Source organism: Cereibacter ovatus, from assembly GCF_900207575.1.
Lineage (GTDB): Bacteria > Pseudomonadota > Alphaproteobacteria > Rhodobacterales > Rhodobacteraceae > Cereibacter_A > Cereibacter_A ovatus.
On sequence record NZ_OAOQ01000012.1, the window covers coordinates 38835 to 65617 of the forward strand.

The following is a 26783-nucleotide window of genomic DNA, read 5'->3' on the forward strand; positions in this document are numbered from 1 at the left end:
CTAGGCCACCCCGGCGCGCAGGCAGTCGTGGATATGGATCAGCCCGACCGGCACCCCGTCACGGATCACGAACAACGAGGTGATCTTTCGTGCGTTCATCTCGGCCACGGCCTTTTCGGCCAGGGCCTCGGGTCCGATGGTGCGCGGGTTGGGCGTCATCACCTGATCCACCGTCAGCGACAAGAGCCCGTCAAGGTGGCGCCGCAGGTCGCCGTCGGTGATGATGCCCACCAGATGGCCGTCGGCAGCCATCACGCCCAGAACGCCGAATCCCTGCCGGCTCATGGTGATCAGCGCCTCGCCCATCGCGGTTCCGGTCCGGACCAGCGGCAGGTTGGCGTGCATCAGATCGGCAACCGTCTTCAGCCTTGCGCCCAGCTTGCCGCCCGGATGGAACACCCGGAACTGGTCCGGGGTGAACTGGCGATGTTCCATCAGCGCGATGGCCAGCGCATCGCCCAGCGCCAGCGTCATCGTCGTGGACGAGGTCGGCACGATGCCGTTGCCGCAAGCCTCGGGCGCGGCGGGCAGCACAAGGGCCACGTCCGACTGGCGCAGCAGCGTCGATCCGGGGCGGCTGGCCACCCCGATCAGCGGAATGTCAAAGCGGCGGGTATGGGCGATGATGTCGGCCAGTTCCGGCGTCTCGCCCGAATTGGACAGCACCAGCGCCACATCTTCGCGCGTGACCATGCCCAGATCGCCGTGGCTGGCCTCGGCCGGGTGAACGAATTGCGCGGGCGTGCCGGTGCTGGCAAGCGTCGCGGTGATCTTGCGCCCGACATGGCCAGACTTGCCCATGCCCGAGACGATGACCCGGCCGCGGGCGTTCAGGATCGTGGTGACGGCGGCGGCGAAACTGTCATCCAGGCTGTCGCCCAGCATGGCCAGCGCCTGCGTCTCGGTTGCGATGACGCGGCGGGCGGTGGTCAGGAAATCAGTGGTGGAAGATGTCATTGGGTTCGTCCCAGCCCATCAGGTCAAGTTCGGCCCGCGTCGGCAGGAAATCGAAGCACCGCTGCGCAAGATCCATCCGGCCCTCGCGAATCAGGCGGGTCTCAAGCTCGGCCTTCAGCCGGTGCAGATGCAGCACGTCGGATGCGGCGTAATCCTTCTGCGCCTCGGTCAACTCGGCCGCGCCCCAGTCAGAGGTCTGCTGCTGCTTGGACACATCGACGCCCACCAGTTCCAGAAGCAGATATTTCAGCCCGTGGCGGTCGGTGAAGGTCCGCACCATCCGTGAGGCGATCTTGGTGCACCAGACGGGTTCCGTCCGCACGCCCAACGCCTGTTTCAGCGCCGCAATATCGAAGCGGCCGAAATGGAACAGCTTCAGAACTCCGGGATCGGTCAGCAGACGTTCCAGATTCGGCGCGGCGGTCTGGCCCTGCGCGATCTGCACCAGATGCGCATCCCCGTTGCCGGACGAAAGCTGGACAAGGCACAGGCGGTCGCGGCGGGGATCAAGCCCCATCGTCTCGGTGTCGATGGCAACGACCGGGCCAAGGTCAAGCCCGTCCGGCAGGTCGTTCCGATACAGATGGATTGTCACTGTCTGATCCTTCGAATTGGCACGAAGGATCGATGGTGCCCAGGAGAGGACTCGAACCTCCACGCCTTGCGGCACACGGACCTGAACCGTGCGCGTCTACCAATTCCGCCACCTGGGCCGGTGTCGTGAGGGGGGATTTACAGAGGGGATTCGGCAGTGTCAACAGCCTGTCACGAAAAACTTGCAGGCTTCATTGCGACTTGTTGTGCCGGCCCCTGAAAGCTATGTGAAAAGGCGATCTTTGTTGGCCGGGATGGGACGGAAGATGAGCAAGCTGGTAACGATCTTTGGCGGTTCGGGCTTCGTCGGTCGCTACATCGCGAGGCGCATGGCAAAGGAAGGCTGGCGCGTGCGCGTGGCCGTCCGCCGCCCGAACGAGGCGCTGTTCGTGAAGCCCTATGGCGTCGTCGGTCAGGTCGAGCCGGTGTTCTGCAACATTCGCGATGACAACTCGGTTCGGGCGGCGCTGCACGGGGCGGACGCGGTGGTGAACTGCGTGGGCATCCTGGCCGAAAGCGGCAAGAACCGTTTTGCCAGCATCCAGTCCGAAGGCGCCGGCCGCATCGCCCGCATCGCCGCACAGGAAGGCGTGGGCGCGCTGGTTCACCTGTCGGCCATCGGCGCGGATGAAACATCCGACAGCGCCTATTCCCGCACCAAGGGCGAAGGCGAGGCCGCGGTGCTGGCCGCCTTCCCCCATGCAGTGATCCTGCGGCCGTCGGTGATCTTCGGCCCCGAGGATCAGTTCTTCAACCGCTTTGCCGCCATGGTCCGCCTTAGCCCGGTCCTGCCGGTGGTGGGCGGCGACACGAAGTTCCAGCCGGTTTTTGTCGATGACGTGGCGCAGGCGGCGGTGGCGGGGGTGACCGGCCGCGCCGCGCCCGGCATATATGAGCTTGGCGGCCCGGACGTCGAAAGCTTCCGCGCGCTGATGCAGATGCTGCTGCGCGTGATCGAGCGGCGCAAGACGATCGTGGATGTGCCCCTCGGGGTGGCAAAGCTGATGGCCACCGCGCTGGATCTGGGGCAGACGCTGACGCTGGGCCTTTTGGCGAATGGCACGCTGACGCGGGATCAGGTGAAGAACCTTGCGCGCGACAATGTGGTGACGCCGGGGGCGAAGGGGCTGGCCGATCTGGGCATTCAGCCCACCGCGATCGAGGCCGTCCTGCCCGAATACCTCTGGAGTTTCCGCCCCTCGGGGCAGTATTCCGCCATCAAGGCCTCGGCAAAGAACCTGCGCAAGACATAAGACAAGGGAACGGACGCGACCATGACAGATCCGACGTTGGTGGTCGCCCTGTTTCTGGGCCTGATCGAAGGCTTGACCGAGTTCATTCCGGTCTCGTCCACCGGCCATCTGCTGCTGGCCGGGCATTTCCTTGGCTTTGAAAGCGCCGGCCGCACCTTCGAGGTGGTGATCCAGCTTGGTGCGGTGCTGGCGGTGCTGACGGTCTATTCCGCGAAACTCGTGGGGCTGGTGCGCGCGGCGCCGCGCGATCCGGCCGCGTTCCGGTTTCTGATGGCGGTGCTGGTGGCCTTTCTTCCCGCGGTCGTGGTGGGGGTTGCCGCGCATGGGATCATCAAGGCGGTGCTGTTCGAGACGCCAATGCTGATCGCGGCCATGCTGATCCTTGGCGGCATCGTGCTGCTGTTCGTCGACCGCCTTGCGCCAAACCCGCGGTATGAAGACCCGATGGATCTGCCGCTGGGCGTGGCGCTGAAGATCGGCCTGTTCCAGTGCCTTGCCATGGTGCCCGGCGTCTCCAGGTCGGGGGCGACCATCGTCGGCGGGCTGATGCTGGGCGCCAGCAAGCGCGCGGCGGCCGAATTCTCGTTCTTTCTGTCGATGCCAACGATGGGCGCGGCCTTCACCTATGACCTGTGGAAGAACCGCGACGTGCTGGACACCGGCGCCATGACCGAGATCGCCATTGGCTTCGCCATGGCCTTCCTGTCGGCGGTTCTCGTGGTGAAATGGCTGCTCGGCTATGTCAGCCGGCACGGCTATGCGCTGTTCGGCTGGTGGCGAATCATCGTGGGCGTGGCCGCGATGGTGGCGCTGGCGCTGGGATTTTGACATGATAAGTCAGCACTGCTGACCATTATGTGACAAAATTTCCGGACCCGCGCCCCGGTTCGGCAAATAAACACCCAACTAGGTCAGCTTTGCTGACTTTTATCACGCCCCCCCCTGCTGTAAGAGGTGCCGACCCGCAGACGGCTCGATGGGAGGGCTCCGCATGGCAAAAGAACCGATGCTCCAGTTCGTGAAAACGGCAAGAGAGACCCCCGAGAAGCGCCCAGCGCCCCTTCGCGCGCAGGATTTCCACGAGATCTACCGCGAATTTGCCGCCTCGAAGGCCGCCGAGCAAGCCAGCCGGTGCAGCCAGTGCGGCGTGCCGTTCTGCCAAAGCCACTGCCCGCTGCACAACAACATCCCCGACTGGCTGCGGCTGACCGCAACCGGCCGGCTTCAGGAAGCCTACGAGATCAGTCAGGCGACCAACACCTTCCCCGAAATCTGCGGCCGCATCTGCCCGCAGGACCGGCTGTGCGAAGGCAACTGCGTGATCGAACAATCGGGCCATGGCACCGTAACCATCGGCGCGGTGGAAAAATACATCACCGACACCGCATGGGAAAACGGCTGGGTCGTGCCGGGCCGCCCTGCGGTCGAGCGGTCGGAATCGGTGGGCATCATCGGCGCCGGGCCGGGCGGTCTTGCCGCCGCCGACATGCTGCGCCGGGCCGGACTTCAGGTCACGGTCTATGACCGCTACGATCGCGCGGGCGGCCTGCTGACCTATGGCATCCCCGGCTTCAAGCTGGAAAAGGACGTGGTCCTGCGCCGGGTCGAACAGCTGGAACAGGCCGGCGTGCAGTTCGTGATGAACTGCAATGTCGGCGTGGACATCTCTTTCGATGCGATCCGCGGCCAGCATGATGCGGTGCTGATCGCGACCGGCGTCTACAAGCAGCGCGACCTTGCAGCCCCCGGCGTGGGCGCCAAGGGCGTGGTGCAGGCGCTGGACTATCTGACCGCCTCGAACCGGCGCGGCTTTGGCGATGATGTCGATGACGAAGGGCTGGATGCCAACGGCAAGCGCGTCGTCGTCATCGGCGGCGGCGACACGGCGATGGACTGTGTGCGCACGGCGATCCGGCAGGGCGCGCAAAGCGTGAAGTGCCTTTACCGCCGCGACCGGGCGAACATGCCCGGCTCGCAGCGCGAGGTGGCCAATGCCGAGGAAGAAGGCGTTGAATTCGTCTGGCTGTCCGCGCCGCGCGGCTTTACCGGCGGCGATGCGGTCGAAGGCGTGATTGTGCAGAAGATGCGCCTGCGCGAGCCCGACTCGTCCGGCCGCCAGATGCCCGAAGTGATCGAGGGCGCCGACTATGTCGAGCCGGCGGAACTGGCGATCATGGCGCTGGGGTTCGAACCCGAGGATCTGCCGACGCTGTGGGGCGTGCCGGATCTGACAGTGACCCGCTGGGGCACGATCAAGGCCGATTTCCGCAGCCATGCGACCAGCCTGCCCGGCGTCTATGCCGCGGGAGACATCGTGCGCGGCGCAAGCCTTGTGGTCTGGGCAATCCGCGATGGCCGCGAGGCCGCCGAGGCGATCCTCGACTATCTGGCGCAACCGGCCGTCGCAGCGGCCGAGTAAGCCAGCCCACGGATCTTCGTCTGCCCGCGACGGGCAGACGGATGGCACAAACAGTCCACGCGGCGGGCGACGAGATGCAGGGCATGAAGCTCATGGTGACGATCCTTGCGGGAGGTCTGGCGCTGACCGCGCCCGGTTTCGCGCAGACCTTCGCCCCGCCCGAAGGCTGTTCGGCCTTTCTGACGGTGCAATCGCGCGGCTGCCGGGTGTCGCACCACTACCGCTGCGAACAGGACCGCCCGGGCGAACAGTGGCGGTCTGATTTCGATCAGGAGGGCCTGTTCTTCTCGTCGAAGATCGACGCCGAGGCGCAGTGGATCGAAAGCTACGAGATGTTCCCGCCGGTAAAACAGATGCTGGAGCCGAACCCGGCCGACCCGGCCTCGTTCTCGGATCTGCTGGGCGGCGCGGACAGTTTCGATTTCGCCCTGTCCCGCGACAATGGCGAGCGCACGCGCGTCACCGGCTTTGACCGGCTGACCGGGCAGACCGTCACCATCGACGGCATCGCCCTGAAACAGACCCGGTTCGAATTCACCGAACGCGATGCCAGCGGCACGGTGCTGCGCCGGGCGCATGGCAATGAATACATCCACCCCGACTGGCGGCTGTTCTTCGCCGGCCCCAGCCGCTGGGACGCCGGCGACGGCAACGAACTTGCCATCGATGGCAGCCCGGTCAGCTTCGTGTTTCCCGGCGAACCCGGCTTTCTTGCGACCGAGCCGATATTTGACTGTGACGCGATCCTGTCGCAGGCCCCCGCGATCCATCGGCTTGAAAGGGCAAGCCATGTGCGCTGATCGCAGACCGGGCCTTGCCGCCCCCCACACCGATCCAGACCGGACGTCCGAAGCCGGTCCGGCCCACCAGATGACGGAAGCCAACGCCGCTGCGCCGCTTCCCGCCAGCCCAGAGGAGTAAGCCATGACGACCTATGATGAAGCCTGGGTGAAAGCCGAAGAAGCCAAACGGGCCTGGCTGGCCGAGAACGGGCTTTACCGCGACGAGGACGAGCATTCGTCCTGCGGCGTGGGCCTTGTGGTCTCGATTTCCGGCAAGCCGTCGCGCAAGGTGGTGGAAAACGGCATCTCGGCACTGAAGGCGGTGTGGCACCGCGGCGCGGTGGATGCCGACGGCAAGACCGGCGACGGCGCGGGCATCCACGTCCAGATCCCGGTCCGCTTCTTCTATGACCAGATCCGCCGCACCGGGCACGAGCCCGACATGAACAAGCTGGTGGCCGTGGGTCAGGTGTTCCTGCCCCGCAACGACCTGTCGGCGCAGGAACGCTGCCGTACGATCCTGGAAACCGAAGTGCTGCGGATGGGCCATTATATCTATGGCTGGCGTCATGTTCCGGTGGACACCTCGGTTCTGGGCGAGAAGGCCAACGCCACCCGCCCCGAGATCGAACAGATCCTGATCCGCTGCGAAAAGGACATCGACGAGGAACAGTTCGAGCGTGAACTGTATGTCATCCGCCGCCGGATCGAGAAGGCGGCCGCGGCCTCGTCGATCCAGGGGCTTTACCTCTGCTCGCTGTCGTGCCGGTCGATCATCTACAAGGGCATGATGCTGGCCGAGCAGGTCGCGACCTTCTACCCCGACCTGATGGACGAGCGGTTCGAAAGCGCCTTCGCGATTTATCACCAGCGTTATTCCACCAACACCTTCCCGCAGTGGTGGCTGGCCCAGCCCTTCCGCATGCTTGCCCACAACGGCGAGATCAACACGCTGAAGGGCAACGTCAACTGGATGAAAAGCCACGAGATCCGCATGGCTTCCGCCGCCTTTGGCGGCGCGGCCGAGGATATCAAGCCGATCATACCGCAGGGCTCGTCCGACTCGGGCGCGCTCGATGCGGTGTTCGAAGTGATGGTGCGCTCGGGCCGGTCGGCGCCCATGGTCAAGACCATGATGGTGCCGGAAGCCTGGTCCAAGACCACGACCGACATGCCGAAGGCCTGGGCGGACATGTATGCCTATTGCAACGCCGTGATGGAGCCGTGGGACGGCCCGGCCGCGCTGGCCATGACCGACGGCCGCTGGGTCTGCGGCGGGCTGGACCGCAACGGCCTGCGTCCGATGCGTTATGTCGTGACCGGCGACGGGCTGCTGATCGCGGGCTCGGAAGCGGGCATGGTGCCGGTGGATGAAATGAGCGTGCGCGAAAAGGGCGCGCTTGGGCCGGGGCAGCTGATCGCCGTCGACATGGCCGAGGGCAAGCTTTACCGCGACGCGGAACTGAAGGACACGCTGGCGGCCTCGCAGCCGTTCGGTGACTGGATCGAAAAAGTCGTCGATCTGAACGCGCTGCTGAAGGACGTGCCGGAACAGCGCCTTTACGACGCCAAGGAACTGCGCCTGCGCCAGATCGCGGCGGGCTTCACGATCGAGGAAATCGAACAGGTTCTGGTGCCGATGGCCGAGGACGGCAAGGAAATGATCGCCTCGATGGGCGACGACACGCCGCCCGCGGTGCTGTCCTCGGTCTATCGGCCGCTCAGCCACTTCTTCCGGCAGAACTTCAGCCAGGTCACGAACCCGCCGATCGACTCCTTGCGCGAAAGCCGGGTGATGAGCCTCAAGACCCGGTTCGGCAACCTGAAGAACGTGCTGGAGGAACATTCCAGCCAGACCGAGATCCTCGTTCTGGAAAGCCCCTTCGTCGCGAATTCGGAATTCGAGACGATGCTTCAGCAGTTCGGCGCCGACGTGGCCACCATTGACTGCACCTTCCCGGCCGGCCAGCACCCTGACGCGCTGCGTCTGGGGCTGGAGCGCATCCGCGCCGAAGCCGAGGATGCCGTCCGTTCGGGGGCCGCGCATCTGGTGCTGACCGACCAGAACCAGGGGCCGGACCGCGTGCTGATGCCGATGATCCTGGCCACCTCGGCCGTCCATTCCTGGCTGACGCGCAAGGGGCTGCGCACCTTCACCTCGGTCAACGTGCGGTCGGCCGAATGCATCGACCCGCATTATTTCGCGGTGCTGATCGGCTCGGGCGCGACGACGGTCAACGCCTATCTGGCGCAGGACACCATCGCCGACCGGATCGAGCGCGGCCTGATGGAGGGCAGCCTGCTGGAAGCGATGCGCCGCTATCGCGACGCGATCAACGCGGGCCTGCTGAAGATCATGTCGAAGATGGGGATCTCGGTGATCTCGTCCTATCGCGGCGGTCTGAACTTCGAGGCGGTGGGCCTGTCCCGCGCCATGGTGGCCGAGTATTTCCCCGGCATGCAAAGCCGGATCTCGGGCATCGGCACCTCGGGCATCCAGCACAAGCTGGAACAGATCCACGCCAAGGGCTGGCGTGGCGGGTCCGACGTGCTGCCCATCGGCGGCTTCTACAAGGCGCGGCGCTCGGGCGAAAAGCACGCCTGGGAAGCCTCGACCATGCATATGCTGCAACAGGCCTGCAACCGGGCCAGCTATGACATCTGGAAGCAGTTCTCGGCCGCGATGCGGGCGAACCCGCCGATCCACATCCGCGACCTTCTGGACATCAAGACGCTGGGCCGCCCCGTGCCGATCGAAGAGGTGGAATCCATCACCTCGATCCGCAAGCGGTTCGTGACGCCGGGCATGTCGCTGGGCGCGCTGTCGCCCGAGGCGCACAAGACGCTGAACATCGCGATGAACCGGATCGGCGCCAAGTCGGATTCGGGCGAGGGCGGTGAAGATCCGGCGCATTTCGTGCCGGAACCGAACGGCGACAACCCCTCGGCCAAGATCAAGCAGGTGGCTTCGGGGCGCTTCGGCGTCACCGCCGAATATCTGAACGCCTGCGAAGAGCTGGAAATCAAGGTGGCCCAAGGCGCCAAGCCGGGCGAGGGCGGCCAGCTTCCGGGCATGAAGGTCACCGAACTGATCGCGCGTCTGCGGCACTCGACGCCGGGCGTGACGCTGATCTCGCCGCCGCCGCACCATGACATCTACTCGATCGAAGACCTTGCGCAGCTGATCTACGACCTGAAGCAGATCAACCCGCGCGCCAAGGTCACGGTGAAACTGGTGGCGGCGTCGGGCGTGGGCACGATCGCGGCGGGCGTGGCCAAGGCCAAGGCCGACGTGATCCTGATCTCGGGGCACAACGGCGGCACCGGGGCCAGCCCCGGCACCTCGATCAAATACGCAGGTCTGCCGTGGGAAATGGGCCTGACCGAGGCGCATCAGGTGCTGGCCATGAACAACCTGCGCGAGCGGGTGACGCTGCGCACCGATGGCGGCCTGCGGACGGGCCGCGACATCGTCATGGCCGCGATGATGGGCGCCGAGGAATACGGCATCGGCACCGCCGCGCTGATCGCGATGGGCTGCATCATGGTGCGTCAGTGCCAGTCGAACACCTGCCCGGTGGGCGTCTGCACGCAGGACAAGGCGCTGCGCGACAAGTTCAGCGGCTCGGCCGACAAGGTGGTGAACCTGATCACCTTCTATGCGCAGGAGGTGCGCGAGATCCTCGCCTCGATCGGGGCGCGGTCGATGGATGAGATCATCGGCCGGGCCGACCTGCTGGTGCAGGTCAGCCGTGGCGCCGCGCATCTGGATGATCTGGACCTGAACCCGCTTCTGATCACGGTGGACGGGGCGAACCGCATCACCTACGACCGTTCGAAGCCGCGCAATGCGGTGCCGGACACGCTGGATGCGGAAATCGTCAAGGACGGCGCCCGGTTCTTCGAGGATGGCGAAAAGATGCAGCTGTCCTATGCCGTGCGGAACACCCACCGCACCATCGGCACGCGGGCCTCGTCGCATATCGTGCGCAAGTATGGGATGCGGAACAACCTGCAACCCGACCACCTGACGGTGAAGCTGACCGGATCCTGCGGGCAGTCGCTGGGGGCCTTTGCCACCCGCGGCCTGAAGATCGAGGTCTCGGGCGATGCCAACGACTATGTCGGCAAGGGCCTGTCGGGCGGCACCATCGTGGTGCGTCCGCAGATGGAAAGCCCGCTGGTCGCGGCCGACAACACCATCATCGGCAACACCGTGCTTTACGGCGCGACCGACGGCTACCTGTTCGCCGCTGGCCGTGCGGGCGAACGGTTCGCTGTGCGCAACTCGGGCGCGAAAGTGGTGGTTGAAGGCTGCGGGTCCAACGGCTGCGAATACATGACCGGCGGCGTTGCGGTGATCCTTGGCCGGATCGGCGCGAACTTCGGCGCCGGCATGACGGGTGGCATGGCCTATCTTTACGACCCGAAAGGCGTGGTCGAGGATTTCATCAACCTTGAGACGCTGGTGACCTGCGCGGTCAGCCACCCGCACTGGGAAGCGCAGCTGAAAGACCTGATCGAGCGTCACGCCAAGGAAACCGGCAGCCGTCACGCTGCCCGCATCCTGGCGGACTGGGAAACCGAACGGGCCAATTTCCTTCAGGTCTGCCCGAAGGAGATGCTGGTCCACCTGCCCTTCCCGCTGTCGGACGAGGCGCAGGCGGTCCCGGCCGAATGAGGCGCCGCCCGCCGGCGCTTGACCCGCGCCGGCGGATCGTGGTTAGGCGGATGCCATGACCGCGCGAAAGTCCCCCCGCCGCAAGGCCGATCCCGCCCCGCCGCCGGAACCGGAACCGATCCCGCGCCTGCCCGTTCTGCACCTGCTGCGACGCTGGCTGCTGACCGGGCTGGGCTGGCTGGCGGTGGTTCTGGTGCTTCTGGTGCTTTTCTTCGGTCTGGTGAACCCGCCCACCACCCCCTACATGCTGCGCGAAAGTGTCCGGCTGGGTAGCGTTCAGCACGACTGGGCCGACTGGGACGAGATCGCCCCGGTCATGGCGCGCTCGGTCGTGGCGGCCGAGGATGCGAATTTCTGCCTGCACTGGGGCTTTGACATGAAGGCGATCCGCTCTGCGATCGATGCCGGTGGCGGCCGGGGTGCCTCGACAATTTCGCAGCAGGTGGTGAAGAATGTCTATCTGTGGCAAGGGCGAAGCTGGCCGCGAAAGGCGCTGGAAGCGGTGATCACGCCCATGGTCGAACTGGTCTGGACCAAACGTCGCATCCTGGAAGTCTATCTGAACATTGCGGAATTCGACGAGGGCGTGTTCGGCATCCACGCCGCGGCCGACCATTACTTCGGGGTGGAGCCGTCGAAACTGACCGCCCTGCAAGCCGCGCGGCTGGCGGCGGTGCTGCCCGACCCCAAGGTGCGATCGGCCTCGAATCCGGGGCCGGTGGTGCGCCGACGATCAGCCGCGATTCTGGATGGGGCGAATACCATCCGTGCGGATGGGCGCGCGGCGTGCTTTGAATAGGCGGGCACAGCGGGATTGCATCCGGCCGCCCTTCGCGGCATTGAGGGGAGGCTTCAGGCCCTGAAAGATGACCTTTGCGATGAACCGGCTTTATCACGTTCCGCTGTCCCCCTTCTGCCGCAAGGTCCGCCTGACGCTTGCCGAGAAGAAGATCGAGGTGGAACTGGTCGAGGAACGCTATTGGGACCCCTCGCCTGATTTTCTGCGCCGGAATCCGGCTGGAAAGGTTCCGGTGTTGCGGCTGGAAGGTCGCGTTCTGTCGGAAAGCCAGGCGATCTGCGAGCATCTGGAAGAAACCGTGCCGCAGCCGCCGTTGATGCCGCGCGATGCGGATACGCGCTATGAGGTGCGTCGGCTGTGCGCCTGGTTCGACGACAAGTTCCACGACGAGGTGACCTCGAAGCTGCTGTATGAGCGGGTGAACAAGAAGCTGATGGGGCAAGGCTATCCGGATTCGAAGAACGTGAAGTTCGGGTCGAACCGGATCAAGTATCACCTCGACTACATGGCCTGGCTCCTGGACCAGCGCCGGTGGCTGGCGGGCGATGTGATGACGCTGGCAGATTTCACGGCGGCGGCGCATCTGTCCTGCCTTGACTACATTTCGGATGTGGACTGGAACCGGCATGCGGTGGTGAAGGACTGGTATGCGAAGATCAAGTCGCGGCCCGCGTTCCGGCCGCTTCTGGCCGATCAGGTGCCGGGATTTCCGCAGCCGGCGCATTACGCCGATCTTGATTTCTGACGCCAGCCGGGGCGGGGGGCTTCACGCCCCCCGTGCCCCCCGTGGGATATTTGAGCCAGAATGAAAGGGCCGGAGGGTCTGAAGCAGCGGCTTGTGGCGCGTGCGCTGGAGGAGGGATTCTCGGGCGTGGGGATTTGTGCCCCCGATGCTGTGCCGGAGGCGGCGGGGCGATTGCGCGCCTTTCTGGACGCCGGCCGGCATGGCCAGATGCTCTGGATGGAGGACCGCGAAGCGTGGCGTGGAAGTGCTGCGGCGCTTTGGCCGGACGCGCGGTCGGTGGTCATGTTGGCAGAGGTTTACACGCCAGAGGCCGATCCGCGGGCGGTTCTGACGCAGCGCGATCGGGGCGCGATCAGCGTTTATGCTCAGGGCAAGGACTATCACGATCTGGTGAAGCGGCGGCTGAAGCGGCTGGGGCGCTGGTTGGTGGCCGAGGCGGGGTGTGAGATCAAGGTGTTCGTGGATACCGCACCGGTGATGGAGAAGCCGCTTGCGCAGGCGGCAGGGCTTGGCTGGCAGGGCAAGCACACCAACCTGTTGAGCCGGGAGTTGGGCAACTGGTTCTTTCTGGGGGCGCTTTTCACCACGCTGGATCTGCCAAGGGACCGGGCCGGGCGCGAGCGGTGCGGGTCGTGCCGGGCCTGTCTGGATGCCTGTCCGACGGGGGCCTTTCCTGCGCCGTTCCAGTTGGATGCGCGCCGCTGCATCTCTTATCTGACAATCGAGCATCGCGGGCCGGTTGACGAGGCGTTGCGTGGGCTGCTGGGCAATCGGATTTATGGCTGCGACGATTGTCTTGCAGCTTGTCCGTGGAACAAGTTTGCGGTCGATGCACGCGAGATCGGCTATGCTGTGCGGGTGGGGGCGCCGCCGCTTGCGGCATTGGCCGGGCTGGATGATGCAGCATTCCGCGTGCAGTTCGCCGGAAGCCCGATCAAGCGGATCGGGCGGGATCGGTTCGTGCGGAATGTTCTCTATGCGATTGGCAACTCGGGCGAGGCAGGTTTGCGCCCGGTTGCCGCGGCATTGAGGGAGGATCCGGACCCTGCCGTGGCGGATGCGGCCCGCTGGGCGATGGCGCGGCTGGAGTGAGTGCGGGGCCCCGGCCGCCCAGCCTGGGTGTTGGACAGTCACCATCCATCCTGTGGGCACGGTGGTGTCCGGATCACCCGCTTGCGTTTGTGAATTTTCGTTCGCTCGCGTTCACTTGAACGGATGGCGCGCCCGCGGGGGTTCATGGGCCTGCCGCGACCCCAAGGCAAAGCATTGAAGGGCAAAGTTCGGGCCAGCAGGTAGACTTCGACCCGCCCCTCCCCTACATAGGGAAGAACTGTCACCGATACCAACCCCGAGATGCCGCGGGACTTCCCCGACGCCCCCCGACCGAGGTTAAAAATGAGTTCGTCCCTGATCCAACTGCTGGTGCTGGCCGGGATCGCCGTCTTCCTGATCATCAAGCTGAAAAGCGTGCTTGGCACGCGCGAAGGTTTCGAGAAGCCGCCCGTGCCCCTTGAAGATCCGCGCCCCCGTCCGCGGCGCGAGTTCGAGGTCATCGAAGGCGGCCCCGACCGTGACATCATCGATCATGTCACCGAAGGAAGCCCGTCGGCCAAGTCATTGGCTGCGATGAAGATGGCCGAGCCGGGATTTTCGGTCTCAGAGTTCCTTCAGGGTGCCCGAGGCGCCTATGAAATGATCGTGATGGCGTTCGAAAAAGGCGATCTGGACCAGATCCGCCCGTTCCTTGCCGCCGAAGTGTTTGAAAGCTTCGAAGAAGCCGTGCAGGCCCGTGAGGCCGAGGGCCTTTCGGTCGAGGCGAATTTCATCGGTCTGCGCGAGATCGAGATCCACGAAGCCAGCTATGACCGCGACAGCCGTCTGGCGCAGATCGCCGTCCGCTTCGTGGGCGAGCTGACCTCGGTTGTGCGCAACCGCGAAGGTCAGGTGATCGAAGGCAGCCCGACCGAGGTCAAGCGCCAGCGCGACATCTGGACGTTCGAGCGCCGGATGGGCGTGGACGACCCGAACTGGCAACTCGTCGCCACCGGAGAGTGATGCGTGCCCTGCTTTGCGCGCTTGTGGTGTCGGCCGTGACCGCGGCCGGCGCTGGCGTGTCCGCGCAGGTGCTGGATTTCGAGTCGCTGGACGGCTGGACCGACGACGACCACGCCGAGGCGCTGGCGGTGTTCCGCCAGACCTGTGACCGGCTGGAGGGTCCGGAATGGGCGCCCCTGTGCCGCTTCGCCGCCGAGGCGAGCCCCGACCCCGCCGCCGCGAGGGAATTTTTCGAACTGTTCTTCAAGCCGGTTCAGATTGGCGATCCGCCCGCCTTGTTCACCGGCTATTACGAGCCGGAACTGGAAGGCTCGCCCGTGCGCACCGGCCGGTTTCGGTGGCCGATCTACGCCCGGCCGCCCGAATTGCAAGATGGCACCATCTGGCGCACCCGGGCCGAGATCGACGCCGGGCTTCTGGACGGCCGCGGGCTGGAAATTGCGTGGCTTGATGACCCGGTCGAGGTGTTCTTCCTTCAGGTTCAAGGCTCTGGCCGGATCAGGATGCCTGATGGCAAGGTGATCCGTGTGGGTTATGCCGCCAAGAACGGTCACCCTTACGTCAGCGTCGGCCGGGAACTGGTCAAGCGCGGTCTGATGCGGCTTGAGGACGCCTCGGCCCAGTCGATCCGCGACTGGGTGCGCCGCAATCCCGGTCAGGGTCAGGCCATGCTGGGCCTGAACCCGTCCTATGTGTTCTTCCGCAAGATCCCGACGCTGGCCGCCGACAAGGGGCCGATCGGCGCCATGGGCCGGTCGATCACGCCGCTGCGGACGGTGGCGGTTGATCCGGTCTATACCCCGCTGGGTGCGCCGGTCTGGGTCGAGAAGGACGGCCGCCTGCCGCTGCGCCGGCTGTTCGTGGCGCAGGATACCGGCGGCGCGATCAAGGGGATGCAACGCGCCGACATCTATTACGGCACCGGAAGCCGCGCCGGCGATCTGGCGGGCGACGTGAAGGACGGCGGCCGGATGATGGTGCTTTTGCCCATCGAGCGCGCCTTCGCGATGCTGCCCGAGAACTGATCCGATGGCCCGCCGCCGCACCCTGCGCCCTGATGAAGAGGAGTTGTGGCAGGCCGTCGCCCGCACGGCACAGCCGATGCACCCGAAGCGGGTTCGGACCCATCTGCCGAAGGATGAACCGGCCCTGCCCCCGATCCCCGCGGCCCCTGCTTTCCCGCATTTCTCGGTGGGCGAAAAGGTCCGCCACGCGCCCGTGCATGATCTGGTGCCGTCCTTGCGCGACCATCTGGCCGCGCAGCCGGTTCGGATGGATGCCAGGAACTTCGCCCGGATGTCACGCGGCAAGCTGGCGCCCGAAGCCCGGATCGACCTGCACGGCATGACCCTGACCGAGGCGCATCCCGAACTGATCCGCTTCATCCTGAACGCCCATGCCGATGGCTTGCGGCTGGTGCTGGTCATCACCGGCAAGGGCAGCCGACGACCCGAGGATCACGGCCCGATCCCGCAGCGGCAGGGCGTGCTGCGCCATCAGGTGCCGCACTGGCTTCGGCTGCCGCCTCTCGGCTCTGCGGTGCTTCAGGTGGCGGTGGCGCATCTGAAACACGGCGGCGAGGGCGCCTATTACGTCTATCTGCGCCGCACGCGTTAGGCCGGTCATTCGCGCTTCGTGAAATTCATGGCCCGCCGAGGGCGAACCCGCGTCCTTCGGCGCCGTGACGGATCAGACCCAGATCGCGGGGTCCGCAAGTTCGATCGAATTGCCGGCCGGGTCGCGAACATAGATCGAGCGCGCCCCGTTCGGCCAATGGAAATCCGCCTCGATGGCGACGCCGGCCTGTTCCAGACGGTGGCGCCACAGGTCCAGCGCCTCGGGCGGCACCGAAAGGCAGTAGTGCCCCGGCCCGCGGGCGCCATGCGGTGGCACCGGCAGCGCGGCATTGCCGGGCGGCTTTTCGGTTGCGGCGGGGTTGAAGATCAACAGCACCCCCTCGCCCACCCGAAAGAAGATGTGCCGGCCGGCGGCCTCGGCGATCAGCGGCAGGCCGATCAGGTCGCCATAGAACTGCCGGGCCGCGTCAAGGTCGTCAGCATAAAGTGCCGCCTCAAGCGTGCCGAGGATCGGGGGATGGGTCATCGGGCCTCTCCTTGTCAGGGCAACTCGGATGCCTTGCGCTGGATCATGGCCGAAGCCGGGCCCTCGGAAAAGCCCGTTCAGGGTGGCCGACCGCAGAACAGACAGGACGCGCGACGCCCCCACGCCGCGCGCCCCGTGGTCGCCTTAGTCGGCGACCTGCGCCAACAGCGGAGCGAATCGCTGTTTCGCTTGACCCTTCATCGGCGCGGCTTCGATCTCGGCGCGGTTGACCGGCTGGCCAACCTGGATCAGCGCCACCATCCCCATCGAGAAATGCGGCGCACATTTCACGCCATAAAGCCCCTCTTCGGTCAGCGTGACCGAGATATCCTTGCCCATCTTGCCCTTGAACGGCTCGGCCGCTTCGGGATGCATCCCCTTGATCGTCTCGGCGTTGTGACCCTTGTCGGTGGCGACGAAGGTGATGGTGTCGCCCGGCTGGGCGGCCACGAAGGCGGGTTCGAATACCATCGCGCCATCGGCGCCCGTGTTCCGCATCGTGACCTCGTGGGTCGCGGCCCCTGCCACCCCCGCCAGAAGAAGCGAGGCGATCGCGGCGGTGAAGATCGGTTTCTGCATCCTTTGGTCCTTCCGATTGTCCGGAAACCGGATAGCAGGCCGCGCCCTGCCCCCACGTTGCGCCACAGCAACCTTTGCGGGCCTTTGCCGCGGTGCAGTTTTCCGTTGACGCAGGGGCGCGGCTCTTCCACCGTGCCCGGCGCGGCGTCCCGTCGCAGTTGGAATCGACCGAACCGGAGGATGACCATGACCAAGCCGGCCGACAAGTCGCTGAGCCTTCTTGACACAATGGCGACGCTGCTCAGCACCATGACCCAGACCGCGCCGGTCGGCACCATGTGGACGCGCCACACGCTTGAGATGCAGACCGCCATCGCGGCCGAGATGACCGAGGCCACTCACCGCTGGCTTGACCGCCGCCACGAGGCGCTTGCCAGCCTTTCCGGAACCACGCAGCAGGTGATGGAAACCGGTCTGACCGACACCGGCGCCGCCTTTGGATCGCTTCAGAAATGGTATGAGGGGATGCTTGCGCGCAGCGCCGCCGACCTCAAGGCGCCGTTCGAATTGATGATCGCGTGCAGCGCCCATGTGGTCCCGGACCTGAAACAGGCCGGGGCTGCGGCGAATCCGATCCGCCGCGCCGCCTGAACCGTTTCGCGCGCCGCCCGCCGAGGCGGCGCCGCTGATCCGCCTTGTCCGGCGCCGCGTCAGCCCTTTGCAATTCAAAAGAGAATTTCCCGCGGCCGGCAATCGTTCCAGTGGACGATCCCGCGGCGCCGCGCATTTTACATACTAAAGTATGTATCCGTTCCGTGCCAAAGAGAGCACGAAAACCGGAAACGCCTCCTGTAGATTGCAGTGATGATCGGCATGGGTGCCAAACGGATCAGCGCCCGAAAGAGGCGTGGCGAAGGAATTGTCCGAATGAAGATCGAGATCGAGCGGCTGACGCGGGACGAGCTGCTGGAACTTTACGGAAAGATCTCCGTGGCGCTGGATGCCTGCGAAACCCGCCGCGCGGCGGCGGCGGCGGCCGTGAACGGTCGTGCCCGCGAACTTGGATTTTCATCGGCGGCCGAGGTCGTGACGGCGCCTGCCACCGAGGTTCGCCGTATCCGCTATTTCAACCCCGCGAACCGCGCGGTCAGCTGGAACGGCCGCGGGCGGTGCCCGAACTGGTTCAAAGTCGCGATGGCGCAGGGCTGCACGCCGGACGAGCTGATGGCGCGCTAAGGCGCCACCGCCGCGGCCGGCTTAGGCAAAATCAAGCGTTGTCGCCAGCAGCGCCGCATGGGTGCGGTTTCGCGCGTTCAGCTTGGCGCAGATCGAGCGGACATGCATCTTCACGGCAACCTCGCTGAGGTTCATCCGTGACGCGATCTCGCGGTTCATCATCCCCGAGCGGATGGCCTTCAGAACATCCACCTCTTTCGCGGTCAGCCCTGACGGGCTGTCGGTGCGTGGTGCGGGCTCGGTCACGAACGAGATCGGCATGTAAACCTCGCCCGACAGCACGAAGCGCAGCGCACTGAGCAGCGATTTGGCCGGCAGGCTTTTCGGGATGAAGCCCGAGGCGCCTATGTCCATCGCCCGCACCACCAGATCGCGGGGTGCGGTGCCGGAAAAGATCACCACCCGGCCGGGGGCGTTGGCCTCGATCACCGACGCAACGCTGGCAAGCCCCGCCATGCCGGGCATGTCGAGATCGAGCAGCACGATGTCGAAGGCGCCATGCGCCTCGATGCGGGCCAGCACGTCCGGCAGGCTTTCGGCGGTGTGACATTCCACTTTGCCCAAGCCGGCAAGGTGGATGGCAACAAGGTCGCGGACAAGTTGGTGATCGTCAGCGATAAGGATTCGGATCTTGGAGGTCTGGGTCATGTCTTTTCCGCTCGGCGAGCGTGTTTCCGGCCTCCCCGGCGAAAATTGGGGACTGCCCGAAAGACCTAACCCGGCACGAAAGAAGGCGACACCCCACCGATACTCAATATCGCGGGGCGATGCGGAAGGATACTATCCTCAACCAGAGGAAACACGGCGCCATCCCCGCCGACCTGCGGCAGAGGCCGGGGATGTGATCGTGAAAACGCGCCAATCCGCGGCAGACCCGCCCGACTTTTGCCATTCGCAGGCAGACGGCGCCGCTTCGGGTTACAGCCAGCCTTCGGCCCGGGCTGTGTCGGCGCAGCCAAGCGTCTCGTGCCGATACGCGGCGATCAACCTTTGGCAGAGTTCGGCCGCCGGCGGAATGTCGGTGATGCCGCCCACCCCCTGCCCGGCCGACCAGACATCCTTCCAGACCTTTGCCTCGGATTGCATGTCCAGATGCGGGGCGCTGCCATCCGCTTCGGGATCGATCCCGGCCGCGGCAAGGCTTTGACGCAGGAAACTGGCCGGGATGCCGCTGACTTTCGGGGTATAGACGATGTCGGCGGCCGAGCTTTCCACCACCATGCGCTTTTGCGCCTCGGGCACCATGGCCTCGGCCGTGGCCAGAAAGCGCGTCCCCAGATAGGCCAGATCCGCCCCCATCATCCGTGCCGCCGCCACCTGACGGCCGGTGTTCAGCGCCCCCCCCAGCACGATGCAGCCGGAAAAGACCGCGCGGATCTCGGACACCAGCGCAAAAGGGTTCAGCGTGCCGGCATGGCCGCCGGCGCCCGCGGGCACGGCAATGATGCCATCCACCCCGGCCTCGGCCGCCTTGCGGGCATGGCGGACGTTCACCACGTCATGGAACACCAGCCCGCCATAGCCATGCACCGCCGCCACCAGTTCCGGCACCGCCCCCAACGAGGTGATGACCAGCGGCACCTTTTCCTCGATGCAGATCGCCAGATCGGATTCGACCCGCGGGTTCGAGCGGTGGACGATCAGGTTCACCCCGAAGGGCGCCGCATCCGGCAGAAGCCTGCCCCGGATCTGGTGCAGCCAGTCGCGAAAGCCTGCGCTGCTGCGCTGGTTCAGCGCGGGAAAGGTGCCCAGAAGGCCCGCGTTGCAGGTTTCAACCACCAGATCCGGCCCCGAAGTCAGGAACATCGGGGCGGCGATGATCGGGGCCTTCAGGCGGCCGCGAAGGGCCGAGGGAATGGGCATGGCGGATCTCCTCTCGTCATGCCGGAAGGTGGAACGCCCCCGCGCGGACGGTCAACCGTTCCGCTGCGTCCCGGACCGGGATCGGCGCAACCAAGGCACAAGGCGCTGCGCCGGGGTGATGTCAGCGCAGGATCGCGCCGCCGACGCCCCCCACGACCGCGCCGGTCAGCGGATCATCCGCAAGCACCTCGCCGGCGATGGCACCGCCCAATGCGCCGGTGGCGACCCGCTGCGTGCGGGTTTCACCGCAGGCGGCGATGACAAGGCTGGCGGCAAGGGCGGGCAGCAGGAACTTGGGAAGGGTCATGGTATCCTCCGTAGCGGCTTTGCCCGGACCATCCGCGCAAAGCGTGACCAACGGTAATGCATCGCGGCCCCAACCGTTCCGCCATGATCGTCGCTGCGCGGAAATCCGCGTGTCAGACCAGCGCGGTGCGGGCTGCGAAATGCGCGGCCTCGCCATGACGCAACGCCCGCAGGATCACGGCCTCTTCGTCGGTCGCAATCACCGCCGCCATGACCCGAGAGCCCGCACGGCTGAGGATCGTCCGGCTTTGGGCATTCGCCTCCGGGTCGGGATCAAGGCCCAGCCAGCCCAGCGCCGCCATCACCCGCGCCCGGATCTCGGGCGAGTGCTGGCCGATGCCGGCGGTAAAGACCAGCGCATCAAGCCCGCCCATCCCGGCGGCCAGCGCCCCCACCTGCCGCACGACGAACCGCACGAACAGTTCGACCGCCTCGGCGGCCTCGGGGTGATCGCTATCAAGCAGATCGCGCATGTCGGGGCTAAGGCCCGATACGCCCAGAAGCCCGCTTTGACGGCCCAGAAGCGACTCGATTTCCGGGCCGGTCATGCCCTGACGCAGCAGATGCAGCAACACGCCGGGGTCGATCTGGCCGCAGCGCGTGCCCATCATCAGCCCGTCCAGCGCGCTGAACCCCATGGTGGTGTCGGTGCTTTTCAGGTCGTGCAGCGCGCACAGGCTGGCACCGCTGCCCAGATGCGCCACGATCACCCGGCCCCGCGCCTTTGCGCCCAGCACATCGGGCAGGCGCGAGGCGACAAAGTCATAGGACAGCCCGTGAAAGCCATAGCGCAGGATGCCCTGATCGGTCAGGTCGCGCGGCAGGGCGTAAAGGCGGGCGATCCGCGGCCGGTCGTGGTGGAAGGCGGTATCGAAACAGGCGACCTGCGGCACACCGGGCCAGCGCGCCTCGACCGCGCGGATACCGGCAAGGTTGAAGGGCTGATGACCGGGGGCCAGCGGGCAGAAACCTTCCAGCCGCTCGATCACCTCGGGCGTCAGCAGCACTGGCGCGTTGAAATCCGGGCCGCCATGCACCACGCGATGCCCCGCGGCATGCAGATCCAGCGGGCCAAGCCGCCCTTCCAGCAGACCCAGCAGCCAAAGTGTCAGCTCTTTGGCGTCGCGGGCATCGGCCGGGGCGCGCAGTTCCAGCGTGCCGTCGGGCAGGTGGGCCTTCAGCCGCGGCCTTAGCCCGATCCCCTCGACCGCGCCGCGGACAAGGGGACTGGCGTCCTGAATGTCGAACAGGCCGAACTTGACGGTGGACGAGCCTATGTTCAGCACAAGCCAGACGGGTTTCATTCGGCCACCGGCTTTGTCGGCCGCGCTTCGGCTTGCAACCGCGCCAGCGCGGCCGAGGTCAGCCGCGCACTGGCGCTGTCGGCGCGGCTGGTCAGGATGATCGGCACCCGCGCGCCGATCACCAGACCCGCCGCTTCGGCGCCGCCCAGATGGATCAACTGCTTGGCGATCATGTTGCCGCTTTCAAGGTTCGGCGCCACAAGAATGTCGGCGCGTCCCGCGACATCGGACCGGATACCCTTGGCCACCGCCGCCTCGACCGAGATCGCATTGTCATAGGCCAGCGGCCCGTCCACCATCCCGCCGACGATCTGCCCGCGGTCGTGCATCTTGCAGATCGAGGCCGCAAGCAGCGTCGAGGGGATCTTGCCCGTCACCGTCTCGACCGCCGACAAAAGCGCCGTGCGCGGGCAGTCGATCCCCAGTGCCCGCACCAGATCGATGGCGTTCTGCACGATGTCGCGCATGGTTTCCAGATCGGGGGCGATGTTGATGGCGGCGTCGGTGATGAACAAAAGCCGGTCCATCCCCGGCACGTCCAGCGCAAAGACATGGCTCAGCCGGCGTTCGGTGCGCAGGCCCTTGTCGCGGCACAGCACCGCCGACAGCAGCTCATCGGTATGCAGCTTGCCCTTCATCAGCGCCGCGGCGCGGCCGTCGCGCACCAGATCCACCGCGATCTCGGCCGCGGCATGGCTGTGGGGGGCGTCGATGATCCGCGCCTCGTCCAGCGTCACGCTTGCGGCGGCGGCGGTGGCCAGGATCTTCGCCTTTGGCCCCACCCACCACGGTGCGATGATGCCTGCCGCCTCGGCCTGGATGGCGCCCAGCAGGCTAAGGTCGTCGCAGGGATGGACCACGGCGGTCGGCATCGGCGGAAAGGCCCGCGCGGCCTGAATCAGCCCGGAAAACCGCGCGCCGGGGGTGTGCAGCCGCACCTCGGGCAGATGCGAGACCGGGCGGCACACCTTTTCGCGCGGCGCCAGAACCAGCGCCTCGCCCGAGATCACGATCTCGCCCTTCTGGTTCTGGCAGACACAATCCAGCGTGACCTTGGCGCTTTCCATGTCCTTTTCCCGCACCGTGACGCGGACGGTGATCCGGTCGCCGGGCGAAACCGGGCGGCGGAAGCGCAGCGACTGGCCCAGATAGATCGTGCCGGGGCCGGGCAGACGGGTGCCCAGCACCGCCGAGATCAGCGCGCCCCCCCACATCCCATGGGCGATGACATGGTGAAAGCCGGTCTCTTCGGCATAGGCCGGATCGAGATGGGCGGGGTTCACATCGCCCGACATCACGGCGAACAGCTCGATGTCTTCCTGCGTCAGGACGCGATCGACCTCGGCGCTGTCACCGATCGACAGCTCCTGCAACGTGCGGTTTTCAACCGTGGTGATGGACGGGTCACATCCGAACATGGCGGCCTCCGTCGATATGGGTCACGGTGCCAGTGACACCCGATGCGGCATCCGAGGCAAGGAAGGCCGCGACGGCGCCCACCTCGGCCACGGTGACAAGCCGGCGTTCGGGGGCACGGGTCTTGGCGTCCTCGATCAACTCGTCGAAATGATCGATCCCGCTGGCGGCGCGGGTGGCGATGGGGCCGGGCGACAGCACATTGGCACGGATACCCTGCGGCCCGAGTTCGGCCGCGACATGGCGGGTGCAGGCTTCCAGCGCCGCCTTGACCGGACCCATGATGTTGTAATGGTCCACCACCTTTTCGGCGCCGTAATAGCTGACCGTCATCAGGCTGCCACCGTCCGTCATCAGCGGCTCGGCCGCCTTCGCCATCCGCAGGAACGAGTGGCAAGAGATATCCATGGCCTGCGCGAAACCCGTGGCCGAACAGTCGGTGACACGGCCGTGCAGATCCTCTTTCGGGCAGAAGGCCACCGAATGAAGCAGGAAATCAAGCCGGCCCCAGCGGTCGCGGAGGGCATCGAAGACCGCTTCCAGCGCGCCGGGCTGCGACAGGTCCAGCGGCAGCAGCATATCCGCCGCAACCGCCTCGGCCACCGGGGTCACATGGGGCAGGGCGCGTTCGTTCAGGTAAGTCAGCGCCAGCGTGGCGCCGGCATCGGCAAAGGCGCGGGTGCAGCCTGCCGCGATGGACTGATCGTTGGCCACGCCCACAACCAGCCCGAATTTTCCCTTGAGCATCGCGGCCCCTTTCAGTGTTGCATCACATAGGTGCCGGGCGCGTCGCCCAGAACCGGATAGCCATTGGCGAGGTCACCCATCGGCGGCAAAGCGCCCTTCGGCCCCGAACGCCGGGCCAGCCAGCGCCCCCATTCCGGCCACCATGATCCTTCAACCGGCGCATGTGTCGCAAACCATTCGTCGGCATCCAGATAGGGATCGTCGCGCTGGGTGGTGGCAATGCGATAGTGGCGGTTCCTGTGGCCCGGTTCCGACACGATCCCGGCGTTGTGCCCGCCCGAAGTCAGGATGAACGTCGTCTCGGTCTCGGTCAGGCGCTGGATCTTGAACACCGACCGCCACGGCGCAACGTGATCGGTCTCGGTTCCCACCGCAAGGATCGGCAGGCGCAACTCTGTCAGGGACAGCTTGTGGCCCTCAAGCTCGTATTTGCCTTCGGCGAACCGATTTTCCAGGAACAGTTCGCGCAGGTATTCCGAATGCATCCGATAGGGCATCCGGGTGGTGTCGGCGTTCCAGCACATCAGGTCATTGGGATGCGCGCGTTCGCCCATCATGTATTCGCTCACCATCCGCGACCAGACCAGATCGTTCGACCGCAGCAGCGTGAAGGCGCCGCTCATCTGGTCGCTGTCCAGATAGCCCTGATGCCACATCATGTCTTCCAGCAGCGCGACCTGCGCTTCGGAGATGAACAGCGCCAGTTCCCCCGCTTCGGAAAAATCGACCTGCGCCGCGAACAGCGTCATCGAGGCCAGCCGTTCGTCATGGTCATGCGCCATCCGCGCCGCCATCAAGGACAGCAGCGTGCCACCAAGGCAATAGCCCGCAGCATGAACCTTGGGCGCGCCGGTAATGGCCTGAATCGCCTTCAGCGCGGCCCGCGGCCCCTGATCCAGATATTCCAGAATGCCAAGATCGCGGTCTTCCGACTGCGGATTGCGCCACGAGATCATGAAGACCGTGAAGCCCTGCGCCACCAGCCAACGCACCAGCGAGTTCTGCGCCGACAGGTCAAGGATGTAATATTTCATGATCCAGGCCGGCACGATCAGCACAGGCTCGGGGTGGGTTCTGGCGGTTGTGGGGGAATACTGGATCAGCTCCATCAGATGCGTGCGGGCCACCACCTTGCCCGGCGTCGCGGCCAGATCCTTGCCCAGATGAAAGCCGTTGCCGTTCACCTGCTGGCCGCCGATGAACTGCGTCATGTCGCTGGCGAAATTCAGCGCGCCCCGCACCAGATTGGCGCCGCCGGTCTCGGCGGTTCGGGCCACGACCTCGGGGTTCAGGAACGGGATGTTCGAGGGCGAAAAGACATCCAGCATCTGGCGCACCGAAAAGCTCAGCGCCGCTTCGTGGGCGGGCTCCATCCCGCGCAGGCCGGTGGTGGCGGTCTGCCACCAGTCCTCGGTCAGAAGAAAGGCGTCGCGCATCAGCGCATAGGGCGGGCGGCTCCATTGTGCGGCGGCAAAGCGGCGGTCCTTCACCGGCGACTCGTGCGTCACGAAGGCCCCCGACATCAGCGTGGTCGCCGCCGTCATCGCCTTTTCCGTCAGTTCCGCCTGTTTCCCCGGCGAGCTTGCAAGATGCATCATCCAGTCCAGCGTCGCCGTCGCAAGGGTCGAGGGCGCCAGCCCCCGCGTCATCCCCGCGATCGTCGCCCTGGCCGCGCGGTCAAGCGCCTCGCCATAGGCCTGCGGCGCGTCGGTCGTCCAGTTCGTATCTGACATTTCCGTTTCCGTTGCGGTGGTCCGGGCCGGAGTTTACACCCGATCCGTAAAATTCTTGTAATGCAGTCGCAGCATTATCCACTTGAGCAAGGTCAAGTTGTTACTGTGCCATGATTGAAGCGCGGCCAGGGTGCTGCATTGCAGCACAAGGGGTTGCGCCGAACGCCGGGCAAAAGTGTCGCGCGACACTATGCGTCATTGACTTGAGACCTTTCCGCCCTAGTTGACCGAATCGGGGACTCCGGCTGATTCTCATGGCCCCGGCACCCAACCGGGCGGCCGGTTTCCCGGTTCCCAACGGTGGTTGCATGCGCAGGGTCCGTCACATCCGCCTGATCTTCGTCCTGAACCTGATGGCGTCTGTCGTCCTGGGCACCGGGCTGGCGCTGTGGACCCCCGACCTGCCCCGCGCCGAGCTTGAGGCGCGCTATCTCGCCAGCCCCGCCGATCTGGTCGAGGTGGCAGGCACCATGCTGCACCTGCGCGACCGCGGCCCGCGCGACGCGCCGGCGGTCATCATGATCCACGGCTTTGGCGCAAGCCTGCACACCTGGGCCGGCTGGCAGGACCGGCTGGCAGCCGAGCGGCGGGTGGTCAGCTTTGACCTGCCCGGGCTTGGCCTGTCGCCGCCCGATGCCACCGGCGATTATTCCGACCGCCGCGTGACCGAAATCGTGCTGGCGATCATGGATCAACTGGGGCTTGAACGGGCCGATCTGGTGGGCAATTCCATCGGCGGCCGCATCGCCTTCACCTTTGCCGCCCGTCATCCCGAACGGGTGCGCAAACTGGTGCTTGTGTCGCCCGATGGTTATGAAAGCCCCGGTTTCACCTATGGCAAGGCCCCCGACGTGCCGGTTCTGGCCGAGGCGCTGCGGCTGTGGCTGCCAAGGCCGCTGTTGCGGCTGTCGCTGGGGATGGCTTACGCGGATTCCGGCGTGGTGACGGATCAGCTTGTCAGCCGCTACCACGACCTGATGCGCGCCCCCGGCGTCCGCGAGGCGCTGGTGGAACGGATGCGCCAGACCGTGCTGGTCCGGCCGGAAACCCTGCTGACACGAGTGCAGGCGCCGACCCTGCTGCTGTGGGGCGAAGAGGATGCGGTGATCCCCGTCACCAACGCCCCGGCCTATGCCCGCGCGCTGCCCCATGCGCAGACGGTGCTGCTGCCGGGCATGGGCCATGTCCCGCAAGAGGAAGGGCCCGACCGCTCGCTTCTTCCGGTGGCGGCCTTCCTGCGCACCTGAGCCGCCGCGCGGAACAAGCCCCCC

The 26783-nt window shown here is 66.0% G+C and carries 25 protein-coding genes and 1 tRNA gene; 14 read left to right on the forward strand and 12 right to left on the reverse strand.

What is annotated here, in order from left to right:
- The 3 genes from CRO07_RS12585 to CRO07_RS12595 all read right to left on the reverse strand — a co-directional run bounded on the left by CRO07_RS12585 (position 1) and on the right by CRO07_RS12595 (position 1670).
- On the reverse strand, positions 1–957 hold the full coding sequence (locus tag CRO07_RS12585; RefSeq protein WP_097031041.1) for a KpsF/GutQ family sugar-phosphate isomerase: 957 nt from the start codon (positions 955–957) through the stop codon (positions 1–3).
- Positions 938–1552 (reverse strand): ribonuclease D, encoded by a 615-nt coding sequence (locus CRO07_RS12590; RefSeq protein WP_097031042.1) that lies wholly within the window; start codon positions 1550–1552, stop codon positions 938–940. The genes CRO07_RS12585 and CRO07_RS12590 overlap by 20 nt, the downstream gene beginning before the upstream one ends.
- 33 nt (positions 1553–1585) lie before the next feature.
- Positions 1586–1670 (reverse strand) — tRNA-Leu (locus CRO07_RS12595).
- 147 nt (positions 1671–1817) lie between these two features.
- Between CRO07_RS12595 and CRO07_RS12600 the strand changes: the two genes are divergently transcribed.
- The 11 genes from CRO07_RS12600 to CRO07_RS12650 all read left to right on the forward strand — a co-directional run bounded on the left by CRO07_RS12600 (position 1818) and on the right by CRO07_RS12650 (position 15902).
- Complete coding sequence (locus tag CRO07_RS12600; protein WP_097031043.1) at positions 1818–2804, forward strand: complex I NDUFA9 subunit family protein; 987 nt, start codon at positions 1818–1820, stop codon at positions 2802–2804.
- Positions 2805–2825: 21 nt separating this feature from the next.
- Complete coding sequence (locus tag CRO07_RS12605; RefSeq protein WP_097031044.1) at positions 2826–3632, forward strand: undecaprenyl-diphosphate phosphatase; 807 nt, start codon at positions 2826–2828, stop codon at positions 3630–3632.
- A 163-nt stretch (positions 3633–3795) separates the two neighbouring features.
- Positions 3796–5223, forward strand: a complete 1428-nt coding sequence (locus tag CRO07_RS12610) for an NAD(P)-dependent oxidoreductase (protein ID WP_097031045.1) — start codon at positions 3796–3798, stop codon at positions 5221–5223.
- Between the two features lie 41 nt (positions 5224–5264).
- Positions 5265–6023, forward strand: coding sequence for a hypothetical protein (locus tag CRO07_RS12615; protein WP_235840999.1), 759 nt, complete (start codon positions 5265–5267; stop codon positions 6021–6023).
- A gap of 124 nt (positions 6024–6147) precedes the next feature.
- Positions 6148–10686 carry a glutamate synthase large subunit gene (gene gltB, locus CRO07_RS12620; RefSeq protein WP_097031047.1) on the forward strand — a complete coding sequence of 1513 codons (4539 nt, stop codon included), beginning with the start codon at positions 6148–6150 and terminating at the stop codon, positions 10684–10686.
- A 55-nt stretch (positions 10687–10741) separates the two neighbouring features.
- Positions 10742–11485: a monofunctional biosynthetic peptidoglycan transglycosylase gene (gene mtgA / locus CRO07_RS12625; protein ID WP_097031048.1), complete on the forward strand. Its 744-nt coding sequence runs from the start codon at positions 10742–10744 to the stop codon at positions 11483–11485.
- 79 nt (positions 11486–11564) lie between these two features.
- Entirely contained in the window at positions 11565–12230 is a 666-nt protein-coding gene (fzlA, locus tag CRO07_RS12630) for an FtsZ-binding protein FzlA (RefSeq protein WP_097031049.1), read from the forward strand.
- Between the two features lie 60 nt (positions 12231–12290).
- Positions 12291–13322: a tRNA epoxyqueuosine(34) reductase QueG gene (gene queG / locus CRO07_RS12635; protein WP_097031050.1), complete on the forward strand. Its 1032-nt coding sequence runs from the start codon at positions 12291–12293 to the stop codon at positions 13320–13322.
- Positions 13323–13625: 303 nt separating this feature from the next.
- On the forward strand, positions 13626–14285 hold the full coding sequence (locus CRO07_RS12640) for a Tim44/TimA family putative adaptor protein (protein ID WP_097031051.1): 660 nt from the start codon (positions 13626–13628) through the stop codon (positions 14283–14285).
- On the forward strand, positions 14285–15310 hold the full coding sequence (gene mltA / locus CRO07_RS12645; RefSeq protein WP_097031052.1) for a murein transglycosylase A: 1026 nt from the start codon (positions 14285–14287) through the stop codon (positions 15308–15310). The genes CRO07_RS12640 and mltA overlap by 1 nt, the downstream gene beginning before the upstream one ends.
- A gap of 4 nt (positions 15311–15314) precedes the next feature.
- Positions 15315–15902, forward strand: coding sequence for a Smr/MutS family protein (locus CRO07_RS12650; RefSeq protein ID WP_097031053.1), 588 nt, complete (start codon positions 15315–15317; stop codon positions 15900–15902).
- A 72-nt stretch (positions 15903–15974) separates the two neighbouring features.
- Here the strand turns inward: CRO07_RS12650 and CRO07_RS12655 are convergent, their stop codons facing one another.
- A complete protein-coding gene (locus CRO07_RS12655; RefSeq protein ID WP_097031054.1) occupies positions 15975–16388 on the reverse strand; it encodes a VOC family protein in 414 nt (137 codons plus the stop codon).
- Positions 16389–16532: 144 nt separating this feature from the next.
- Positions 16533–16967, reverse strand: a complete 435-nt coding sequence (locus tag CRO07_RS12660; RefSeq protein ID WP_097031055.1) for a pseudoazurin — start codon at positions 16965–16967, stop codon at positions 16533–16535.
- Between the two features lie 186 nt (positions 16968–17153).
- Between CRO07_RS12660 and CRO07_RS12665 the strand changes: the two genes are divergently transcribed.
- Positions 17154–17558 (forward strand): hypothetical protein, encoded by a 405-nt coding sequence (locus CRO07_RS12665; RefSeq protein ID WP_097031056.1) that lies wholly within the window; start codon positions 17154–17156, stop codon positions 17556–17558.
- A 276-nt stretch (positions 17559–17834) separates the two neighbouring features.
- On the forward strand, positions 17835–18143 hold the full coding sequence (locus CRO07_RS12670) for an H-NS family nucleoid-associated regulatory protein (protein WP_097031057.1): 309 nt from the start codon (positions 17835–17837) through the stop codon (positions 18141–18143).
- A gap of 21 nt (positions 18144–18164) precedes the next feature.
- Here the strand turns inward: CRO07_RS12670 and CRO07_RS12675 are convergent, their stop codons facing one another.
- The 7 genes from CRO07_RS12675 to CRO07_RS12705 all read right to left on the reverse strand — a co-directional run bounded on the left by CRO07_RS12675 (position 18165) and on the right by CRO07_RS12705 (position 25512).
- On the reverse strand, positions 18165–18791 hold the full coding sequence (locus tag CRO07_RS12675; RefSeq protein WP_097031058.1) for a response regulator: 627 nt from the start codon (positions 18789–18791) through the stop codon (positions 18165–18167).
- A gap of 270 nt (positions 18792–19061) precedes the next feature.
- Positions 19062–20006, reverse strand: coding sequence for an NAD(P)H-dependent flavin oxidoreductase (locus tag CRO07_RS12680; protein ID WP_097031059.1), 945 nt, complete (start codon positions 20004–20006; stop codon positions 19062–19064).
- A gap of 121 nt (positions 20007–20127) precedes the next feature.
- Positions 20128–20313, reverse strand: coding sequence for a hypothetical protein (locus tag CRO07_RS12685; RefSeq protein ID WP_097031060.1), 186 nt, complete (start codon positions 20311–20313; stop codon positions 20128–20130).
- Between the two features lie 112 nt (positions 20314–20425).
- A complete protein-coding gene (locus CRO07_RS12690) occupies positions 20426–21616 on the reverse strand; it encodes an acetate/propionate family kinase (RefSeq protein ID WP_097031061.1) in 1191 nt (396 codons plus the stop codon).
- A complete protein-coding gene (locus CRO07_RS12695; protein ID WP_097031062.1) occupies positions 21613–23034 on the reverse strand; it encodes a bifunctional enoyl-CoA hydratase/phosphate acetyltransferase in 1422 nt (473 codons plus the stop codon). Before CRO07_RS12695 ends, CRO07_RS12690 begins: the two co-directional genes overlap by 4 nt.
- Entirely contained in the window at positions 23021–23779 is a 759-nt protein-coding gene (gene fabI, locus CRO07_RS12700) for an enoyl-ACP reductase FabI (RefSeq protein WP_097031063.1), read from the reverse strand. Before fabI ends, CRO07_RS12695 begins: the two co-directional genes overlap by 14 nt.
- Positions 23780–23790: 11 nt before the next feature.
- Positions 23791–25512 (reverse strand): PHA/PHB synthase family protein, encoded by a 1722-nt coding sequence (locus CRO07_RS12705; protein ID WP_097031064.1) that lies wholly within the window; start codon positions 25510–25512, stop codon positions 23791–23793.
- A 308-nt stretch (positions 25513–25820) separates the two neighbouring features.
- On the opposite strand from CRO07_RS12705, the gene CRO07_RS12710 reads away from it, so the two are divergent.
- Positions 25821–26759: an alpha/beta fold hydrolase gene (locus tag CRO07_RS12710; RefSeq protein ID WP_097031065.1), complete on the forward strand. Its 939-nt coding sequence runs from the start codon at positions 25821–25823 to the stop codon at positions 26757–26759.
- Positions 26760–26783: the final 24 nt, after the last annotated feature.

What these genes read in the sequence shown, in the direction of transcription:
- CRO07_RS12640 (WP_097031051.1), top strand. Translation starts at nt 13,626, where the DNA reads ATGAGTTCGTCCCTGATCCAACTGCTGGTGCTGGCCGGGATCGCCGTC.
- CRO07_RS12680 (WP_097031059.1), bottom strand. Translation starts at nt 20,006, where the DNA reads ATGCCCATTCCCTCGGCCCTTCGCGGCCGCCTGAAGGCCCCGATCATC.
- fabI (WP_097031063.1), bottom strand. Translation starts at nt 23,779, where the DNA reads ATGCTCAAGGGAAAATTCGGGCTGGTTGTGGGCGTGGCCAACGATCAG.
- CRO07_RS12600 (WP_097031043.1), top strand. Translation starts at nt 1,818, where the DNA reads ATGAGCAAGCTGGTAACGATCTTTGGCGGTTCGGGCTTCGTCGGTCGC.
- mltA (WP_097031052.1), top strand. Translation starts at nt 14,285, where the DNA reads ATGCGTGCCCTGCTTTGCGCGCTTGTGGTGTCGGCCGTGACCGCGGCC.
- CRO07_RS12660 (WP_097031055.1), bottom strand. Translation starts at nt 16,967, where the DNA reads ATGCAGAAACCGATCTTCACCGCCGCGATCGCCTCGCTTCTTCTGGCG.
- CRO07_RS12610 (WP_097031045.1), top strand. Translation starts at nt 3,796, where the DNA reads ATGGCAAAAGAACCGATGCTCCAGTTCGTGAAAACGGCAAGAGAGACC.
- gltB (WP_097031047.1), top strand. Translation starts at nt 6,148, where the DNA reads ATGACGACCTATGATGAAGCCTGGGTGAAAGCCGAAGAAGCCAAACGG.
- mtgA (WP_097031048.1), top strand. Translation starts at nt 10,742, where the DNA reads ATGACCGCGCGAAAGTCCCCCCGCCGCAAGGCCGATCCCGCCCCGCCG.
- CRO07_RS12695 (WP_097031062.1), bottom strand. Translation starts at nt 23,034, where the DNA reads ATGTTCGGATGTGACCCGTCCATCACCACGGTTGAAAACCGCACGTTG.
- CRO07_RS12685 (WP_097031060.1), bottom strand. Translation starts at nt 20,313, where the DNA reads ATGACCCTTCCCAAGTTCCTGCTGCCCGCCCTTGCCGCCAGCCTTGTC.
- CRO07_RS12710 (WP_097031065.1), top strand. Translation starts at nt 25,821, where the DNA reads ATGCGCAGGGTCCGTCACATCCGCCTGATCTTCGTCCTGAACCTGATG.
- CRO07_RS12665 (WP_097031056.1), top strand. Translation starts at nt 17,154, where the DNA reads ATGACCAAGCCGGCCGACAAGTCGCTGAGCCTTCTTGACACAATGGCG.
- CRO07_RS12705 (WP_097031064.1), bottom strand. Translation starts at nt 25,512, where the DNA reads ATGTCAGATACGAACTGGACGACCGACGCGCCGCAGGCCTATGGCGAG.
- fzlA (WP_097031049.1), top strand. Translation starts at nt 11,565, where the DNA reads ATGAACCGGCTTTATCACGTTCCGCTGTCCCCCTTCTGCCGCAAGGTC.
- CRO07_RS12655 (WP_097031054.1), bottom strand. Translation starts at nt 16,388, where the DNA reads ATGACCCATCCCCCGATCCTCGGCACGCTTGAGGCGGCACTTTATGCT.
- CRO07_RS12675 (WP_097031058.1), bottom strand. Translation starts at nt 18,791, where the DNA reads ATGACCCAGACCTCCAAGATCCGAATCCTTATCGCTGACGATCACCAA.
- CRO07_RS12585 (WP_097031041.1), bottom strand. Translation starts at nt 957, where the DNA reads ATGACATCTTCCACCACTGATTTCCTGACCACCGCCCGCCGCGTCATC.
- CRO07_RS12670 (WP_097031057.1), top strand. Translation starts at nt 17,835, where the DNA reads ATGAAGATCGAGATCGAGCGGCTGACGCGGGACGAGCTGCTGGAACTT.
- queG (WP_097031050.1), top strand. Translation starts at nt 12,291, where the DNA reads ATGAAAGGGCCGGAGGGTCTGAAGCAGCGGCTTGTGGCGCGTGCGCTG.
- CRO07_RS12690 (WP_097031061.1), bottom strand. Translation starts at nt 21,616, where the DNA reads ATGAAACCCGTCTGGCTTGTGCTGAACATAGGCTCGTCCACCGTCAAG.
- CRO07_RS12605 (WP_097031044.1), top strand. Translation starts at nt 2,826, where the DNA reads ATGACAGATCCGACGTTGGTGGTCGCCCTGTTTCTGGGCCTGATCGAA.
- CRO07_RS12615 (WP_235840999.1), top strand. Translation starts at nt 5,265, where the DNA reads ATGGCACAAACAGTCCACGCGGCGGGCGACGAGATGCAGGGCATGAAG.
- CRO07_RS12650 (WP_097031053.1), top strand. Translation starts at nt 15,315, where the DNA reads ATGGCCCGCCGCCGCACCCTGCGCCCTGATGAAGAGGAGTTGTGGCAG.